This is a genomic window from Streptomyces sp. NPDC058650 (assembly GCF_042717315.1).
Lineage (GTDB): Bacteria > Actinomycetota > Actinomycetes > Streptomycetales > Streptomycetaceae > Streptomyces.
The window spans coordinates 257,872-274,318 of the sequence record NZ_JBHXRL010000002.1; the positions used below are offsets into that span (position 1 = coordinate 257,872).

General features: G+C 71.9%; 11 protein-coding genes. 10 read left to right on the forward strand and 1 reads right to left on the reverse strand.

The window, feature by feature from the left end:
* The first annotated feature begins 29 nt into the window (after positions 1-29).
* From ligA to gatB, 6 genes are all read left to right on the forward strand, one after another.
* Entirely contained in the window at positions 30-2,237 is a 2,208-nt protein-coding gene (gene ligA, locus ACFWWU_RS04930) for an NAD-dependent DNA ligase LigA (protein WP_384139048.1), read from the forward strand.
* Between the two features lie 310 nt (positions 2,238-2,547).
* Entirely contained in the window at positions 2,548-4,686 is a 2,139-nt protein-coding gene (locus ACFWWU_RS04935; RefSeq protein ID WP_384139051.1) for a putative bifunctional diguanylate cyclase/phosphodiesterase, read from the forward strand.
* A 93-nt stretch (positions 4,687-4,779) separates the two neighbouring features.
* The gene (gatC, locus tag ACFWWU_RS04940; protein ID WP_015036350.1) at positions 4,780-5,076 is read left to right on the forward strand and encodes an Asp-tRNA(Asn)/Glu-tRNA(Gln) amidotransferase subunit GatC; all 297 of its coding nucleotides are present in this window, start codon (positions 4,780-4,782) and stop codon (positions 5,074-5,076) included.
* Between the two features lie 6 nt (positions 5,077-5,082).
* Entirely contained in the window at positions 5,083-6,582 is a 1,500-nt protein-coding gene (gene gatA / locus ACFWWU_RS04945; RefSeq protein ID WP_317599378.1) for an Asp-tRNA(Asn)/Glu-tRNA(Gln) amidotransferase subunit GatA, read from the forward strand.
* Positions 6,583-6,587: 5 nt separating this feature from the next.
* The gene (locus ACFWWU_RS04950; RefSeq protein ID WP_328491032.1) at positions 6,588-6,821 is read left to right on the forward strand and encodes a hypothetical protein; all 234 of its coding nucleotides are present in this window, start codon (positions 6,588-6,590) and stop codon (positions 6,819-6,821) included.
* 16 nt (positions 6,822-6,837) lie between these two features.
* A complete protein-coding gene (gatB, locus tag ACFWWU_RS04955; protein WP_384139054.1) occupies positions 6,838-8,349 on the forward strand; it encodes an Asp-tRNA(Asn)/Glu-tRNA(Gln) amidotransferase subunit GatB in 1,512 nt (503 codons plus the stop codon).
* 74 nt (positions 8,350-8,423) lie between these two features.
* Here the strand turns inward: gatB and ACFWWU_RS04960 are convergent, their stop codons facing one another.
* The gene (locus tag ACFWWU_RS04960) at positions 8,424-10,361 is read right to left on the reverse strand and encodes a protein kinase (RefSeq protein WP_384139057.1); all 1,938 of its coding nucleotides are present in this window, start codon (positions 10,359-10,361) and stop codon (positions 8,424-8,426) included.
* Between the two features lie 293 nt (positions 10,362-10,654).
* Between ACFWWU_RS04960 and ACFWWU_RS04965 the strand changes: the two genes are divergently transcribed.
* The 4 genes from ACFWWU_RS04965 (at position 10,655) to ACFWWU_RS04980 (ending at position 16,388) form a co-directional block, all read left to right on the forward strand.
* A complete protein-coding gene (locus tag ACFWWU_RS04965; protein WP_384139060.1) occupies positions 10,655-12,754 on the forward strand; it encodes a phosphocholine-specific phospholipase C in 2,100 nt (699 codons plus the stop codon).
* Between the two features lie 199 nt (positions 12,755-12,953).
* On the forward strand, positions 12,954-15,212 hold the full coding sequence (locus tag ACFWWU_RS04970; RefSeq protein ID WP_384139063.1) for an MMPL family transporter: 2,259 nt from the start codon (positions 12,954-12,956) through the stop codon (positions 15,210-15,212).
* Positions 15,190-15,765 carry a GNAT family N-acetyltransferase gene (locus tag ACFWWU_RS04975; protein ID WP_384139066.1) on the forward strand — a complete coding sequence of 192 codons (576 nt, stop codon included), beginning with the start codon at positions 15,190-15,192 and terminating at the stop codon, positions 15,763-15,765. The genes ACFWWU_RS04970 and ACFWWU_RS04975 overlap by 23 nt, the downstream gene beginning before the upstream one ends.
* Before the next feature lie 35 nt (positions 15,766-15,800).
* The gene (locus ACFWWU_RS04980) at positions 15,801-16,388 is read left to right on the forward strand and encodes a hypothetical protein (RefSeq protein WP_384139068.1); all 588 of its coding nucleotides are present in this window, start codon (positions 15,801-15,803) and stop codon (positions 16,386-16,388) included.
* The last annotated feature ends 59 nt before the right edge of the window (positions 16,389-16,447 follow it).

Here is a 16,447-nt window from a genome sequence, read left to right on the forward strand (position 1 = left end):
GGTTTCGAGGCACGGGAGGACGGACGAAGGTGGCAGTCGAACAGGGGGCCCTGCCCGCCGAGGCACGGGAGAAGCACGCCGACCTGGCGGAGCGGATCGAGGAGCACCGCTTCCGGTACTACGTGAAGGACCAGCCGGTCATCAGCGACGGCGAGTTCGACACGCTCCTGCGCACGCTCGAAGCGCTGGAGGAGGAGTACCCGGAGCTGCGGACGCCGGACTCGCCGACCCAGAAGGTCGCCGGGCAGTACGAGACCGACTTCGCCTCCGTCGAGCACCGGGAGCGCATGCTCTCCCTGGACAACGCCTTCGACGACGAGGAACTGGCCGCCTGGGCCGACCGGATCGCGCGGGACGTCGGCACCCCCGACTACCACTACCTGTGCGAGCTCAAGGTCGACGGCCTCGCCGTGAACCTCACGTACGAGCACGGACGGCTGACCCGGGCCGCGACCCGCGGCGACGGCCGCGCGGGCGAGGACATCACGCCCAACGTACGGACGATCGCCGACATCCCGGACCGGCTGCACGGCGACCGCGTCCCGGACCTCGTCGAGATCCGCGGCGAGGTCTACTTCCCGATGGAGGCCTTCGAGGGGCTCAACGCCCGCCTGGTGGAGGCGGGGGACAAGCCCTTCGCCAACCCGCGGAACGCGGCCGCCGGTTCGCTGCGCCAGAAGGACCCCAAGGTCACCGCCTCCCGCCCGCTCCACATGGTGGTCCACGGCATCGGCGCCCGCGAGGGCTTCGAGATCTCCCGGCTCGCGGAGACGTACGAGCTGCTCCACGAGTGGGGCCTGCCGACCGCCCGGCACAATCGGGTGGTCGACTCGCTCGACGGCGTGCGGGAGTTCATCGCGTACTTCGGCGAGAACCGTCACTCCGTCGAGCACGAGATCGACGGGGTCGTCGTCAAGCTCGACGAGATCCCGCTCCAGGGCCGGCTCGGCTCCACGGCGCGCGCCCCCCGCTGGGCCATCGCCTGGAAGTACGCGCCGGAGGAGGTCAACACCAAGCTGGTCGACATCAAGGTCGGCGTCGGCCGCACCGGGCGCGTCACGCCGTACGCGCAGGTGGAGCCGGTGACCGTGGCCGGCTCCGAGGTCGAGTTCGCCACCCTCCACAACCAGGAGGTGGTGAAGGCCAAGGGCGTGCTGATCGGCGACACGGTCGTTCTGCGCAAGGCCGGAGACGTGATCCCCGAGATCCTCGGGCCGGTCGCCGACCTGCGGGACGGCAGCGAGCGGGAGTTCGTGATGCCCGCCGAGTGCCCGGAGTGCGGGACGCCGCTGAAGGCGATGAAGGAGGGCGACATCGACCTCCGCTGCCCGAACGCGCGGACCTGCCCTGCCCAGTTGCGCGAGCGGCTCTTCTTCCTCGCCGGGCGCCAGTGCCTGGACATCGAGAACTTCGGTTCGGTGGCGGCGGCGGCGCTGACCCGCCCCCTGGAGCCCTCCCCCGAGCTCTACGAGCAGGGGGCGCCCCCACCGCCGCTCGTCGACGAGGGCGACCTCTTCGACCTCACCATCGAGCAGCTGCTGCCGATCAAGGCGTACGTCCTCGACCCGGACAGCGGGCTGCCCAAGCGGGACCCGAAGACCGGCGAGGAGAAGATCGTCACGGTCTTCGCCAACCAGAAGGGCGAGCCGAAGAAGAACGCCCTGTCGATGCTGGAGAACATCGCGGCGGCCAAGGAGCGGCCGCTCGCCCGCTTCATCAACGGTCTGTCGATCCGGCACGTGGGTCCGGTCGCGGCCGAGGCGCTGGCCCGTGAGTTCCGCTCCCTGGAGCGGATCGAGCAGGCGAGCGAGGAGGAGCTGGCGGCCGTCGACGGTGTCGGCGGGATCATCGCGGCCGCGGTGAAGCAGTGGTTCGCCGAGGACTGGCACCGCGAGATCGTGCGCAAGTGGCGCGCCGCCGGAGTGACGCTGGAGGACGAGGGCGCCGGTGAGGACGTCGGACCGCGTCCGCTGGAAGGTCTCACGGTCGTCGTGACCGGCACCCTGGAGAAGTTCACCAGGGATGGCGCAAAAGAATCCCTCCAGGCGCTCGGAGCGAAGGTGACCGGTTCCGTTTCGAAGAAGACCGCCTTCGTGGTCGTGGGCGAAAACCCTGGTTCGAAGTACGACAAGGCGATGCAGCTGAAGGTTCCGGTTCTGGACGAGGAAGGCTTCTCCGTCCTGCTCGAACAAGGTCCCGAAGCCGCTCGCGAGGCCGCGGTACCGGTCGCCGAATAGCCGCCGCCGGCCCCCTGGGAGGTCACCCGTTCGGCGCATACCAGATCGTTACGGGTGGCCGGGTCGCATTCGGGCAAGACAGGGAGAGCGCTGCCCGTCGGAGCCCTCGGCGGCCTACTGTGGTGACCGTGCGTCCTGTCCCGCACGTCCGCGCGAGGGCTGCCGGTCGTGCGCGCCAGGACGAACGGCCCAGTGGCATGAGGAACGGCCGCCCGGTGGCGGCCGCATGGCGGACGGCCGGACCACGGACGGCCGCGCGAGCGCGGCCCATCGCACACCGACGGCACCGCCGCCTGTGAGAGGGACGGGAATGGAACCGACCGAGAGCGCCGCCCCGGCCCCACGGCCGTACGGCCGTGTGGTCCCCACGGGCCTCACCTCCCGGCTGCCCGCAGCCGTGGTGGGCATCGCCGCCGTCGTGCTCGTCGTCGGCCTCCAGCGGGCCCTGAGCACCGGACACGGACTCTTCCCCGGCGGGGCCGCCGGCTGGTCCCTCGCCGTCCTCACCGGCCTCATCGTCGGCCACCTGGTCGCACTCGGCCGCGACCGCTGGTGGGGCGGCACGGGCTCCGGCGCCGCCCTCACCCTCGCCGTGCTCCTGCTGTACGGCTGGGTGCCCGCCGGACTCGTCTCGCTGACCGTCGTCGCCCTCGTCGGCGCCGCCCGCCGGCACCGCTGGCGACAGGGCCTGCTGCACGGCGCCGCCGACGTCCTCGGGGTCGGCGCCGCCGCCCTCGTCCTCGCCCTCTTCGGAGACGTACCGACCGTCGAGGAGCCCTGGCAGCCCCTCGACTGGGCGATCGGGGACCTCCCGGAAGTCGTCCTCGCCGCGGCCGCCTACCTCGTGGTGACCCGGGTCCTGCTGTGGTACACGCTCGCGCCCCAGGGCCGCGGACTGCCCACCATCGCCCGCACCGCCCTCCTCCGGCAGGGGCTCGTCGCCGTCGCCCTGCTCGGCATCGCCCCGCTCATCTGCGTCGTCGCCGCCACCCGGCCCGTCCTCCTGCCCCTCTTCGCCGTCCCCCTCATCGCCCTCGACTCCACCCTCTGGATCGCCCGGGCCCGCGCCGAGGAACAGCTGCGCGACCCGCTGACCGGACTCCCGAACCGCCAGTGGCTCCTGGAACGGGCCTGGACGGCCCTGGAGGAGGCCGAGGGCGAAGGCGCCCGCGCCGCCCTCGTCCTGATCGACCTCGACCGGTTCAGATCGGTCAACGACACCCTCGGACACCTCGCGGGCGACCGGCTGCTCCTCCAGATCGCCGACCGGCTGCGCCTCGCCCTGCCCCGCGGCGCCGAGGCCGCCCGGCTCGGCGGCGACGAGTTCGCCGTCCTGCTGCCCACCGCCGACTCCACCACCAGCGCCCAGCGCGTCGCCCGCCACCTCGTCGCCGAACTCTCCTCCCCGCTCGACCTCGACGGACTCACCCTCGTCCTGGAGGCCAGCGCCGGCGTCGCCGTCTTCCCCGACCACGCCCTCGACGCCGAGGGCCTGCTGCGCCGTGCCGACGTCGCCATGTACCAGGCCAAGCGGGACCGCACGGGCGTCGAGGTCTACGAGTCCAAGCGCGACTCCAACACCCCCGACCGGCTCGGCCTCCTCGGCGACCTGCGCCGCGCCCTCGACGCCGGCGACGTCGAACTCCACTACCAGCCCAAGGTCCGCTTCGACGGCCAGGTCGCCGGCCTGGAGGCGCTCGTCCGCTGGGTCCACCCGGAGCGCGGGAAGGTCCCGCCGGACGAGTTCATCGCCATCGCCGAGTCCTCCGGCCTGATGCCCCACCTCACCGAGTACGTCCTGGAGACCGCCCTCGCCCAGGTCGCCCGCTGGCGCGCCCAGGGCCTCAACGTCCCGGTGGCGGTCAACGTCTCGCCGCGGGACGTCCACACCCCCGGCTTCGCGGGCGCCGTCGCCGCCCGCCTCGCCCGACACGGCGTCCCGGCCGGCGCCCTCCAGCTGGAGATAACGGAGCACGTGCTCCTGGAGGACCCCCAGCGGGCCGCCGACACCCTGAACGGCCTCACCGGCCACGGCGTCAAGATGTCCCTCGACGACTTCGGCACCGGCTACTCCTCCCTCGTCCACCTGCGCCGGCTGCCCGTCAGCGAACTGAAGATCGACCGCTCCTTCGTCGCCCGGCTCGCCGTCGACACCGAGGACGCCGAGATCGTCCGCTGCACCCTCGACCTCGCCCACTCCCTCGGCCTCCTCGTCGTCGCCGAGGGAGTGGAGGACGACGAGACCTGGGAGCGCCTCCGTGACCTGGGCTGCGACGCCGTCCAGGGCTGGCTGGTCGCCGCCGCGATGCCGCCCGCCGAGGCGACGGCCTGGCTGCTGGCGCGCGGCGAGCGCGGCTGGCGCCGGCCCGTCGACATCGCCGCCGACCTCGCCGCCGACCTGGCCACCGAGGTCGACGTCGACCACTCCTCGGGCCAGGTCGTCCCGTAGGGCCCGCCCCGTCCGGCCCGACCGTTTCACGGGGAGTGGCACCGGCCCCATAGGATGGGCCAATACCATCAAGCTCACCCCGTGAGGATCCGCATGCCTGGCATCACGCGCGAGGAGGTCGCCCACCTCGCACGGCTGGCGCGTCTGGAGCTGAAGGGCGAAGAACTCGATCACTTCGCCGGCCAGCTCGACGACATCATCGGCGCGGTCGCCCGCGTCTCCGAGGTCGCCGACCAAGACGTACCGCCGACCTCCCACCCGCTGCCGCTGACCAATGTCATGCGCGCGGACGAGGTCCGTCCGTCGCTCACCCCCGAGCAGGCGCTCTCCGGCGCCCCGGCCCAGGAGCAGCAGCGTTTCAAGGTGCCGCAGATCCTGGGGGAGGACTAACACGTCATGACGGACAACATCATCATCAAGCTCACGGCCGCCGAGATCGCTGGGAAGATCGCCGCCGGCGAGCTCACCGCGGTCCAGGTCACCGAGGCCCACCTCGCCCGCATCGAGGCCGTCGACGAGAAGGTCCACGCCTTCCTGCACGTCGACCGCGAGGGCGCCCTCGCGCAGGCGCGCGCCGTCGACGAGAAGCGTGCCCGCGGCGAGAAGCTCGGCCCGCTGGCCGGCGTCCCGCTCGCCCTCAAGGACATCTTCACCACGGTCGGCATTCCGACGACCGTCGGTTCGAAGATGCTGGAGGGCTGGATCCCGCCGTACGACGCGACCCTGGTCAAGAACCTCAAGGCCGCCGACGTCGTCATCCTCGGCAAGACGAACATGGACGAGTTCGCGATGGGCTCCTCCACGGAGAACAGCGCCTACGGTCCGACCGGCAACCCCTGGGACCTGACCCGGATCCCCGGCGGCTCCGGCGGTGGCTCCTCGGCCGCCCTCGCGGCGTACGAGGCCCCGCTCGCCATCGGCACGGACACCGGCGGCTCCATCCGCCAGCCCGCCGCCGTCACCGGCACGGTCGGCGTCAAGCCGACCTACGGCGCGGTCTCCCGCTACGGCATGGTGGCCTTCTCCTCCTCCCTCGACCAGGGCGGCCCCTGCGCCCGTACGGTCCTGGACGCGGCCCTCCTGCACGAGGCGATCGCCGGGCACGACCCGCTCGACTCGACCTCCATCGACGCCCCGGTCCCGCCGGTCGTCGAGGCCGCCCGGAACGGCTCGGTCGCCGGCATGCGCGTCGGCGTCGTCAAGCAGTTCCGCGGCGAGGGCTACCAGGCCGGTGTCGTGCAGCGCTTCGACGAGTCCGTCGAGCTGCTCAGGTCGCTGGGCGCCGAGATCGTCGAGCTGGACTGCCCGACCTTCGACCTCGCCCTTTCGGCGTACTACCTCATCGCGCCGTCCGAGTGCTCCTCGAACCTGGCCCGCTTCGACGCCATGCGCTACGGCCTGCGGGTCGGCGACGACGGCACGCGGTCCGCCGAGGACGTCACCGCCCTCACCCGTGAGGCCGGCTTCGGCGACGAGGTCAAGCGCCGCATCATCCTGGGTACGTACGCGCTGAGCTCCGGCTACTACGACGCGTACTACGGCTCGGCCCAGAAGGTCCGCACCCTCATCACCCGCGAGTTCGAGAAGGCCTTCGAGGAGGTGGACGTGATCGTCTCCCCGACGACCCCCACCACCGCCTTCCCGATCGGCGAGCGCGCCGACGACCCGATGGCGATGTACCTCGCGGACCTGTGCACCATTCCGACCAACCTGGCCGGCAACGCCGCTATGTCGCTGCCGTGCGGCCTCGCGCCCGAGGACGGGCTGCCGGTCGGCCTGCAGATCATCGCTCCCGCCCTGAAGGACGACCGGCTCTACAAGGTCGGCGCCGCCGTCGAGGCCGCATTCGTGGAAAAGTGGGGGCATCCGCTGCTTGAGGAGGCTCCGTCGCTGTGAGTGCCATGGCAAAGAAGGCCAAGAACTTCAAGAAGTCCAAGACCGGCGTCTACGTCTCGCTGGCGACCACCGCCTTCGGTGCGGTGAGTGTTGCGAAGCAGGTCAAGCTGGCCCGCAACGACAACGACATGCTGCGGCTGATCGACTCCGCCGTGTCCGCCGCCGCCATCGTTACCGGCCTGGCGATCCTCTACCGGGAGCTGAAGCGCCTGGGCGACGACGACGTCCTGCTGGGCTGAGAGGGAAAGTCTCACTGTGACCGTCACTGAACTGCTGTCGTACGACGCGGCGCTCGCGGCGTTCGACCCCGTCATGGGCCTGGAGGTCCATGTCGAGCTCGGCACCAAGACGAAGATGTTCTGCGGCTGCTCGACCGAGCTGGGCGCGGAGCCGAACTCGCAGACCTGCCCGACGTGCCTCGGCATGCCCGGCTCGCTGCCGGTGGTCAACGCGATCGGCGTCGAGTCCGCCATCAAGATCGGCCTCGCGCTGAACTGCGAGATCGCCGAGTGGTGCCGCTTCGCCCGGAAGAACTACTTCTATCCGGACATGCCGAAGAACTTCCAGACCTCCCAGTACGACGAGCCGATCGCCTTCAACGGCTACCTGGACGTCCAGCTGGAGGACGGCGAGATCTTCCGCGTGGAGATCGAGCGCGCCCACATGGAGGAGGACACCGGCAAGTCGCTGCACGTAGGCGGCGCCACCGGCCGCATCCACGGCGCGTCCCACTCCCTGCTGGACTACAACCGGGCCGGCATCCCGCTCATCGAGATCGTCACCAAGCCGATCGAGGGTGCGGGCGAGCGGGCCCCCGAGGTCGCCAAGGCGTACGTCGCCGAGCTGCGCGAGCTGATCCGCGCCCTCGGTGTCTCCGAGGCGCGCATGGACAAGGGCCAGATGCGCTGCGACGTGAACCTGTCGCTGCGTCCGCACGGCGTCGAGAAGTTCGGCACCCGCTCGGAGACGAAGAACGTCAACTCGCTCCGTTCGGTGGAGCGGGCGGCGCGCTTCGAGATCCAGCGCCACGCGGCCGTGCTCACCGCCGGTGGCACGATCATCCAGGAGACCCGTCACTTCCACGAGGACGACGGCTCCACCACCTCCGGCCGGATCAAGGACAACGCCGAGGACTACCGGTACTTCCCGGAGCCCGACCTCGTCCCCGTGGCCCCGGCCCGTGCCTGGGTCGAGGAGCTGCGCGGCGGGCTGCCCGAGCTGCCGCGCCTGCGCCGCAACCGGCTGCGCGAGGAGTGGGGCGTGTCCGAGCTGGACATGCAGTCCATCCTCAACGCGGGCGCGGTCGACTCGATCGTCGCCACGATCGAGGCGGGCGCGGACGCGACGTCGGCCCGCAAGTGGTGGATGGGCGAGCTCGCCCGCTCGTCCAACGAGCAGGGCGTCTCCCTGGAGGAGCTGGCGATCACCCCGTCGGACGTGGCCCGGGTCTCCGCCCTGGTCGCCTCCGGCGACCTGAACGACAAGCTGGCCCGCCAGGTCATCGAGGGCGTTCTCGCCGGCGAGGGCACCCCGGACGCGGTCGTCGAGAAGCGCGGTCTGAAGGTCGTCTCCGACGACGGCGCGCTCGGTACGGCGGTCGACGAGGCCATCGCGGGCAACGCGGCCATCGCGGACAAGATCCGCGGCGGCAAGGTCGCGGCGGTCGGCGCCCTGGTGGGTGCGGTCATGAAGGCCACCCGCGGCCAGGCGGACGCGGCGAAGGTCAAGGACCTGATCCTGGAGAAGCTGGGCGTCAGCGAGGGCTGAGCCTCTTCTCGTACGGACATGTGAGCGGCCCCGCACCGGAGTTCCGGTGCGGGGCCGTCCGTATGTCCGTACCGCTACTTGCTCAGCGTCGGTTCGCCGAGCACCAGCCGGCCCATGTCGCAGGAGTCTCCCGGGTCCTGGTACGCGATGCGCAGGCGCAGTCCGTGATCGAGGTCGAGCGTCAGCTTCTCGGGTGAGCCCAGGTTGACCACACCGGTGTGGACGGCCTTGCCATCGACACTGATGGTGAGCCGGGCGGCGGTGTTCTCGGAGGCGTCGTCGACCCCGGCGAGGAGGGTGAGCGTCTTCCACTCGGTGCTCAGGTTGTACTCGGCGGAGCCCGAGCACTCCTCGTCGATGCCCGTGGGCACCAGCGCCGTCTCGTAGTAGGTGGCCTTCACCGTGCCGTTGCCGACCTCCAGCGAGGCGTACTGGCCCCTGGCCACGGTGTCGAGAGTGGTGAGGGAGACCGAGTTCGGGCCGGGGCCGGGTGTGTGCCCGGAGGGGGACGCGCTGTCGGTCGGAGACGCGGTGGCGGAGGTCTCTCCGGACCCGGACCCGGACGCGGACCCGGTGCCGTCTCCGGGCGTGCTGGACGTGGTAGGCGTGCCGGACGTGGTGGCGGGGGTCGTGGAGCTGCCCGGCTTGGCGCCGTTCGCGCCGCCGTTCCCTCCGGACGCCCCGTCGCCCAGGAAGCGTGCTCCGATGACGATGCCGCTGACCAGCAGGGCGGCGGCGAGGACCGCGGCCAGCACCGCGTTGCGCCGCTTCCGCGCGCGCGGGGGCGCCGCGGCGGTGCCGGGCCCGGATCCGTCGCGCGCGGGCGGACCGAAGCCGGGTGCGGGCTCGGCGGACGGCTCGGCGGACGGCTGCGGTGCGACGGGCTGCTGGGCCGCCACGGCGGGCTGCGCGGCCACGGCGGGCTGGGGGGCCACGACCGGCTGCGGGGCCGCGAGTGGCGGTGGGGTCAGGGGCTGTCGGGTCGCCGGCGTGGGCGGCGGGGTCGCGGGCGGGGGCGGGGCCACGGGAGGCGCCACCGGCGGCACCGCGGGCGCCGCCAGGGGCCGCGCGGTGGGGACCGGCGGGACCGCGTCCTCGACCGTCGCCGGGCGCGAGGTCGTCGTGGACACCATCCCGTGCCGGACGTCCTTCACCCAGGACGACAGGGAGAGCGGGCGGCGGTCCGCGTCGGCGGCCGCGATGCTCAGGACCCGCTCGCGCTGCTCCGCCGGCAGCCCAGCGATCTGCGGTAGCGAGCCGAGCGCGGACACCAGTTGTTCGGGCGCGGCCGGCGGGGACTCCCCGCTGAGCAGGAAGTACGCGATGGCGCCGAAGGCGTAGCGGTCGGTGCTCGGGGTGCGCTTGCCCGCGAAGATCTCCGGTGCCGCGTAACCCGGGGTGAACCACACCTCGGCGGTCTGGTGGTCGGCGGTCAGTTTGCTCAGACCGAAGTCGACCAGGGTGGCCTGGCCGTGCTCGTCGACCATGACGTTGCCCGGCGACAGGTCGCCGTGGACGACCGTCCGCCCGGAGGGCGTGGCCTTCCCGGAGTGCAACCAGTCCAGGACGTCCGCGAGCTGCTCCAGGGTCCGCATCACCTCGCGCCGTTCGGCCGGCGTGGTGAGCGTGCGCTCGGCCCGCCAGTCGCGCAGGTCGAGGCCGTCGACGTGGTTCATGACGAGCACCAGGGCCCGGCCGGTGATGGTCCCGGACTCGCCGGGGCGGTGGATCGGCGGGCCCTGGAAGTGCTCCCGTACCCCGACCACGCCCGGGCGGTGGACGAAGCGCAGCAGCTCCGCCTGCTCGTTCCACTTCTGGCTGATCCGCTCGAAGACCTCGGGCGTGATCGTCGTCTTCGAGTCGAGGATCTTGACGACGACGGGCTCCGTGCCGCCGGCCAGTTGGATCTCCGCGAGATAGAGCACGGCCTCGCCGCCCCGCCCGATGGACCGGAGGAGCCGGTACCGGTCAGGCGTGGAGTCGGGCCCGATGTGGTGTGCCGTGTTGCTCAAGTTTCCCCCAGGGCACAGTGATTGACAGAGGGTCAGCTTGCCGTTCCGGTGCGTCGGAGGTCAACGCGGGAGCGGTCCCGTACTCGGGTCCGGTGCTCGGGTCCGGTGCTCCGGGCCTTTTCAGCGAGGGGCGAAGATGGCCGGAAATCGCTTGGATTCCCGGCACGGCCTCTTGGACGTTCACCACCGCGCCCCCGTCGGGTCTTCTCGCCGTCATCCCGCCTCACTACCGTCCCCGACGTACCACCCAATGGCTCGAAGGAGAACCATTGGCCGTCGACTGGAGGTCGGTCTTGTCATCCGAGATGTCCCGCAGAAGGCTCCTCGCACTGGGCGGCGGCGCCCTCGGTGTCGCCGCGGCCGGCTCGCTGCTGCCGCCGTCGTTGCAGGCGGCGATGGCCGCGGAACCCCCGGCCGGAGGGATGGGGGCGGTGCGGCACGTGGTGATCCTGATGCAGGAGAACCGTTCCTTCGATCACTACTTCGGGACTCTGCGCGGCGTCCGCGGATTCTCCGACCGCAACGCCATCGAGCTGCCCTCCGGCAAGTCCGTGTTCGAGCAGCCCGCCGCGCTCGGCCGGACCGTGCTGCCGTTCCCGATCCGCGGCGCCGCCGAGACGCAGCAGAAGGACCTCCAGTACATCGGCGACCTCGACCACTCCTGGAGCGGCGGCGGCAAGGCCTGGCGCGGCGGCTGGATGGACGGCTGGGTCTCGGCCAAGACGGCCGCCACCATGGCGTACTACGACCGGCGCGACATCCCCCTGCACTACGAGCTCGCCGACACGTTCACCCTCTGCGACGCGTACCACTCGTCCATCCACACCTCGACGAGCCCCAACCGCAACCACCTCTGGTCCGGCTGGACCGGCTTCGAGGCCGACGGCAGCCGGGCCGTCACGAACGCCGCCTACGCCGAGGGCACCCACCCCGGCTACGGCTGGCCCACCTACGCCGAGCGGCTCGAAGCCGCCGGGCGGAGCTGGAAGACGTACACCGAGTGGGAGAACTTCACCGACAACAACATCGAGTTCTTCACCACCTTCAAGAAGATCGCCCGGAAGGCCCTCGCCGGGACCGGCGGACACACCTTCATGGAGTCCTTCTACGCCGCCGTCCGAGACACCGAGGACGCCGCGGAGCGGACCCGGCTCCTCGGTCTCCTGGAGGAGGGCGTCGCGGGTCTCACCGGGGCCGAGCGCTCCCTCTTCGAGCGCGGACTGCGCCGCGTCGAGAGCGGCACCCTCGCCGACGCCTTCCGCGCCGACATCGCCGCCGGCACGCTTCCCGAGGTCTCGTACCTCGTGCCCTCCGCGATCGACTCGGAGCACCCCGGCTCGTCCTCGCCGATCGCCTCCGCCAGTCTCGTCTACAAGGTGCTCGACGCCCTCGGCTCGCATCCGGACGTCTGGCGCCACACCGTCGTACTGATCAACTACGACGAGAACGACGGCTTCTTCGACCACGTGCCGCCGCCGGTCCCGCCGGCCGACAACACGGACGAGCGCTGGAAGGGCCAGCCCACCGGCCTCGGCATCCGGGTCCCGCTGCTCGTCGTCTCCCCCTGGTCGGTCGGCGGCTACGTCTGCTCCGAGACCTTCGACCACACCTCCGTGATCCGCTTCCTGGAGAAGCTGACCGGCATCGCCGAGCCCAACATCACGCCCTGGCGCCGGGCCGTCACCGGCGACCTCACCTCCGCCTTCGACTTCAAGCGCGGCCGCCGGCAGCCGCCCGTCGAGCAGCCGGGCCCGATCCCGCCGTTCACCGGCCGCTGGCGGCCCCAGCCCCCGGCCGTCCAGCGGATGCCCGTCCAGGAGCCCGGCGTCCGCCCGGCCCGCCCCCTGCCGTACCAGCCGGACGCCTCCGCGACCGTCGCCCCCGGGGCCGTGACCGTGGCCCTGCGCAACACCGGCAGGGCGAGCGCGCACTTCGCCCTCTATCCGTACGCGGGCGAGTTCGCCGTCCCGCAGCACCGGGACGTCAGGGGGACGGGGGAGTGGACCGTCCCCGTTACGGGTGATCATTACCGCTTCACGATCACCGGCCCGAACGGCTTCCGCCGCGAGTTCGAGGGCCCCGCGGCCGGCGGCGCCGAGCTGGCCTCCCGTATCGATCATCACGACCGTGACCTGCACCTGACCGTACGGAACACGGGCCCGGCCCCCCTCGCCTTCACCGTCCGGCCGCTCGGCTACATGGACCCCGAAGACCTCGACGACCTCGCCGACTGGACCCGCACGGTCACCGTGAAGCCCGGGAAGACCCGTACGGTCGTGCACTCGGCCGCCGACGCGCACGGCTGGTACGACGTCGAGGTCACCGCGCCCGGTGGCTTCCGCCGCCGCCTCATGGGCCACATCGAGAACGGACGCCCCAGCGTCTCCGGATGACCCCACCGTCTCCGGGCGGGCTCCACTCCGTGTGCGGGGGTCCGGGACGTCGGTCCCGAGCCCCCGGACACGGCTGTGAGCATCGACACGAAAGGGGCAAACGATCACGTTTGGCTGCAAGAGTGGGCGCAATTAGGTCATGCGTTCTTCTCGGGCCGCTCCCGTGCAAGATCCACGAACCACCCAGGGAGCACGTCCTTTGGCAGCCATCGCCCGATGGTGCATCCGGCACCGTCTCGTCGTCGTTCTCCTCTGGCTCCTCACCCTCGGCGGGGTCGGCGCCGGCGCGGTGCTCGCCGGCAGCGCGTACTCCAACGACTACGAGGTCCCCGGCACCGAATCGGGCCGGGCCACCGCCCTCCTCGACCGCGGCTTCCACGGCCTCGGTGGCGACAGCGACACCATCGTCTGGCACACCGAGCAGGGCAGCGTCCGCGCCGACGCCGTCGAACGGCGCATGACCGCGATGCTCGACGAGGTCGCCGAACTCCCCGGGATCGCCACCGTCGTCTCCCCCTACGGGGACACCGCCGACGCCGCCGGACGGATCAGCGAGGACGGTCGCACGGCCTACGCCACCGTCACCTTCGGCGCGCAGGCCGACGACATCCCCGAGGCCCAGGCCAAGGCACTCGTCGACACCGCGAAGGCGGTCGAGGCGGGGAGCGAGGGCCAAGGCCTCCAGGTCGAGCTGGGCGGCACCGCCGTCGCCCTCACCGAGGCCCCCGGCGGTCACATCGCCGAGGTCGTCGGCGTCGCCGTCGCGGCCGTCGTCCTCTTCCTCGCCTTCGGCTCGCTCGCCGCTTCCGTGCTCCCCATCGCGACCGCGCTGGTCAGCGTCGGCATCGCGTACTCCGGGATCGTCCTGCTCGGCCACCTGATGACCGTCGCCGACTTCGCGCCCATGCTGGGCATGCTCGTCGGCCTCGGCGTCGGCATCGACTACGCGCTCTTCATCGTCACCCGGCACCGGAAGGGCCTGAAACGCGGGCTCTCCGTTCCCGAGGCCGCCGGGATCGCCGTCGCCACCACCGGCCGCGCCGTCGTCTTCGCCGGGGCCACCGTCTGCATCGCCCTCCTCGGCATGCTGATCCTGCGGCTCAGCTTCCTCAACGGCGTCGCCATCGCCGCCTCCCTCACCGTCGTCCTCACGGTCGCCGCCTCCGTCACGCTGCTGCCCGCGCTGCTCTCGCTCATCGGCATGCGCGCCCTGTCCCGGCGCGAACGGCGGACGCTCGCCGAGCGCGGGCCGCAGCCCGAGCTCCCCACGGGCTTCGCCGCCCGCTGGTCCGCCTTCGTCGAGCGCCACCCGAAGCTCCTCGGGGCCGTGGCCGCCGTCGTCATGGCCGTCCTCGCGCTGCCCACCTTCGCGCTCCACCTCGGCACCTCCGACCAGGGCAACGGCCCGGCCACCGCGACCACCCGGCAGGCGTACGACCTGATCGCCGACGGCTTCGGGCCGGGGGTCAACGGGCCGCTCACCCTCGTCGCCGGGCTCGACGGCGCCGACGACCGGGTCGCCCTCGACCAGCTGCCGGCCGCGCTCTCCGCCACCCGCGGGGTCGCGTCCGTCTCCCCGGTCACGTACAACAGCTCCGGCGACACCGCCGTCCTCACAGTCGTCCCCGACTCCTCGCCCCAGTCCAAGGAGACCAGCGACCTCGTCGACCGGCTCCGCACGGACGTCCTGCCGAAGACCGAGGCCGGCACCTCCCTGGACGTGCACGTCGGCGGCGTCACCGCCTCCTACGACGACTTCGCCGAGATCATCGTCGGCAAGCTGCCGCTCTTCGTCGGCGTCGTCATCGCGCTCGGCTGTCTGCTGCTCCTGCTCGCCTTCCGCTCGATCGGCATCCCGCTCAAGGCCGCCGCCATGAACGTGGCGGCCGTCGCCGCCGCGTTCGGCATCGTCGTGGCGATCTTCCAGTGGGGCTGGGGAAGCGAACTCCTCGGCCTCGGCAGCGCCGGACCGATCGAACCCTTCCTTCCCGTGATCATGGTCTCCGTCCTCTTCGGACTCTCCATGGACTACCAGGTCTTCCTGGTCAGCCGGATGTACGAGGAGTGGCTGGAGACCGGCGACAACCGGCGGGCGGTACGGGTCGGCCTCGCCGAGACCAGCCGGGTGATCAACTCCGCCGCAGTCATCATGATCGCGGTCTTCCTCGCCTTCGTCCTCTCCGGCGACCGGGTCATCGCGATGTTCGGCATCGCGCTCGCCGCGGCCGTCGCCCTCGACGCCTTCGTCCTGCGCACCCTGCTCGTCCCGGCCCTCATGCACATGCTCGGCGGGGCGAACTGGTGGCTGCCGAAGCGGCTCGACCGGATCCTGCCCCGGATCAGCATCGAGCCGCCCGAGAGCCGTGCCGCGGCGGACGCCCGTGCGAAGATCCCAGGGCAACGTGTGACGGTTCCGACGGTCGAGGAGAACGACGATGTTCGCGATATCGCTGGGTGACGACGGTGCCGAGCTGCGGCCCCTGGAGCCCTGGCAGGCGGAGGAGTTCCTCGCCCACATGGACCGGGGCCGGGAGTTCGTCGGGGAGCACATCGCCCTGCCGGACTTCGTCGCGGACCTCGACTCCGCCCGCTCCTTCCTTCGCTCGTACGCGGAGAAGGCCGCGAACGACGCCGGACGCGTCTACGGCATCTGGACCGGCGGCACGCTCGTCGGCGGCGTCCTCTTCCGGACCATGGACGTCGTGAACGGCAGCGCCGAGGCGGGCTGCTGGCTGGAGCCCGCCGCCGCCGGGAAGGGCCTGATCACCCGGGCCTGCCGGGTCATCATCGACTGGGCGATCGAGGAGCGCGGCATCCACCGCGTCGAATGGCACGCCTCCTCGAAGAACGGACCGAGCATCGCCGTGGCCCGCCGCCTCGGAATGTCCCGGGAGGGCGTGCTGCGCGAGAACTACCCGCACCGCGGCTCCCGTGCGGACACCGAGGTCTGGGCCGTCCTCGCGCCCGAGTGGCGCGCCGCCAAGGCCGCGGCGGAGACGACGGCGTCTTAAGACGGTTCTCATGTGGGCCGCCTAGCGTGCGCCGCATGGACATCACGAAGACCGACGCGAAGATCGACGAGAAGACCGCCGAGCCGGCGACGGAGCCGGCGGCCGAGGCCACCGCCGAGGCCACCGCCGCGGCCGAGGCCTCCGTCGAGCCGCTCGCCGCGCAGGCCGACGAGCCGGACGCGTCGGACGACGAGCTGGACGACGACGAGCTGGACGACGAGCTGCTCGCGGAGGCCCCCGCCTCCTCGGGCGTCGGCGCCGGCGGCGCGGCCGTCGTCTCCGCCGCCCTCGGCGCCGTCGCGCTCACCGGCACCTGGACCGGCAACGTCGTCTCCGAGCGCGAGACGCTCCTCGGGCAGATCAACAGCCAGTCCGCCCCTCCGGCCCAGCAGATCTCCGAGATCTACGGCGACGCCTGGCACAGCACCGCCCTGGTCAACGGCGTCTTCGCGCTGCTCGCGCTCGTCACCGCCGTCCTCGTCCTGGTCCTCGCCCGCCCCGACCGCCCCGTCTGGGTCCGGGCGGTCGCCCTCGGCGGCGCCGTCCTGGGCGGACTCGGGCTGCTCCTGTCGGTGGGCACCTACTTCGACCTCTTCCTGAGCCTGCCCACCGCCGGGTCCTGAGCCGGGTACCCACTCCGTCTAAGGACCCCCTGAGGCCCGCCTAAGGCCCCCCGTACCCC

Coding starts and splice junctions, on each gene's coding strand:
- ACFWWU_RS04935 (WP_384139051.1), top strand. CDS start 2,548: ATGGAACCGACCGAGAGCGCCGCCCCGGCCCCACGGCCGTACGGCCGT.
- gatC (WP_015036350.1), top strand. CDS start 4,780: ATGCCTGGCATCACGCGCGAGGAGGTCGCCCACCTCGCACGGCTGGCG.
- gatA (WP_317599378.1), top strand. CDS start 5,083: ATGACGGACAACATCATCATCAAGCTCACGGCCGCCGAGATCGCTGGG.
- ACFWWU_RS04950 (WP_328491032.1), top strand. CDS start 6,588: ATGGCAAAGAAGGCCAAGAACTTCAAGAAGTCCAAGACCGGCGTCTAC.
- ACFWWU_RS04975 (WP_384139066.1), top strand. CDS start 15,190: ATGTTCGCGATATCGCTGGGTGACGACGGTGCCGAGCTGCGGCCCCTG.
- ACFWWU_RS04980 (WP_384139068.1), top strand. CDS start 15,801: ATGGACATCACGAAGACCGACGCGAAGATCGACGAGAAGACCGCCGAG.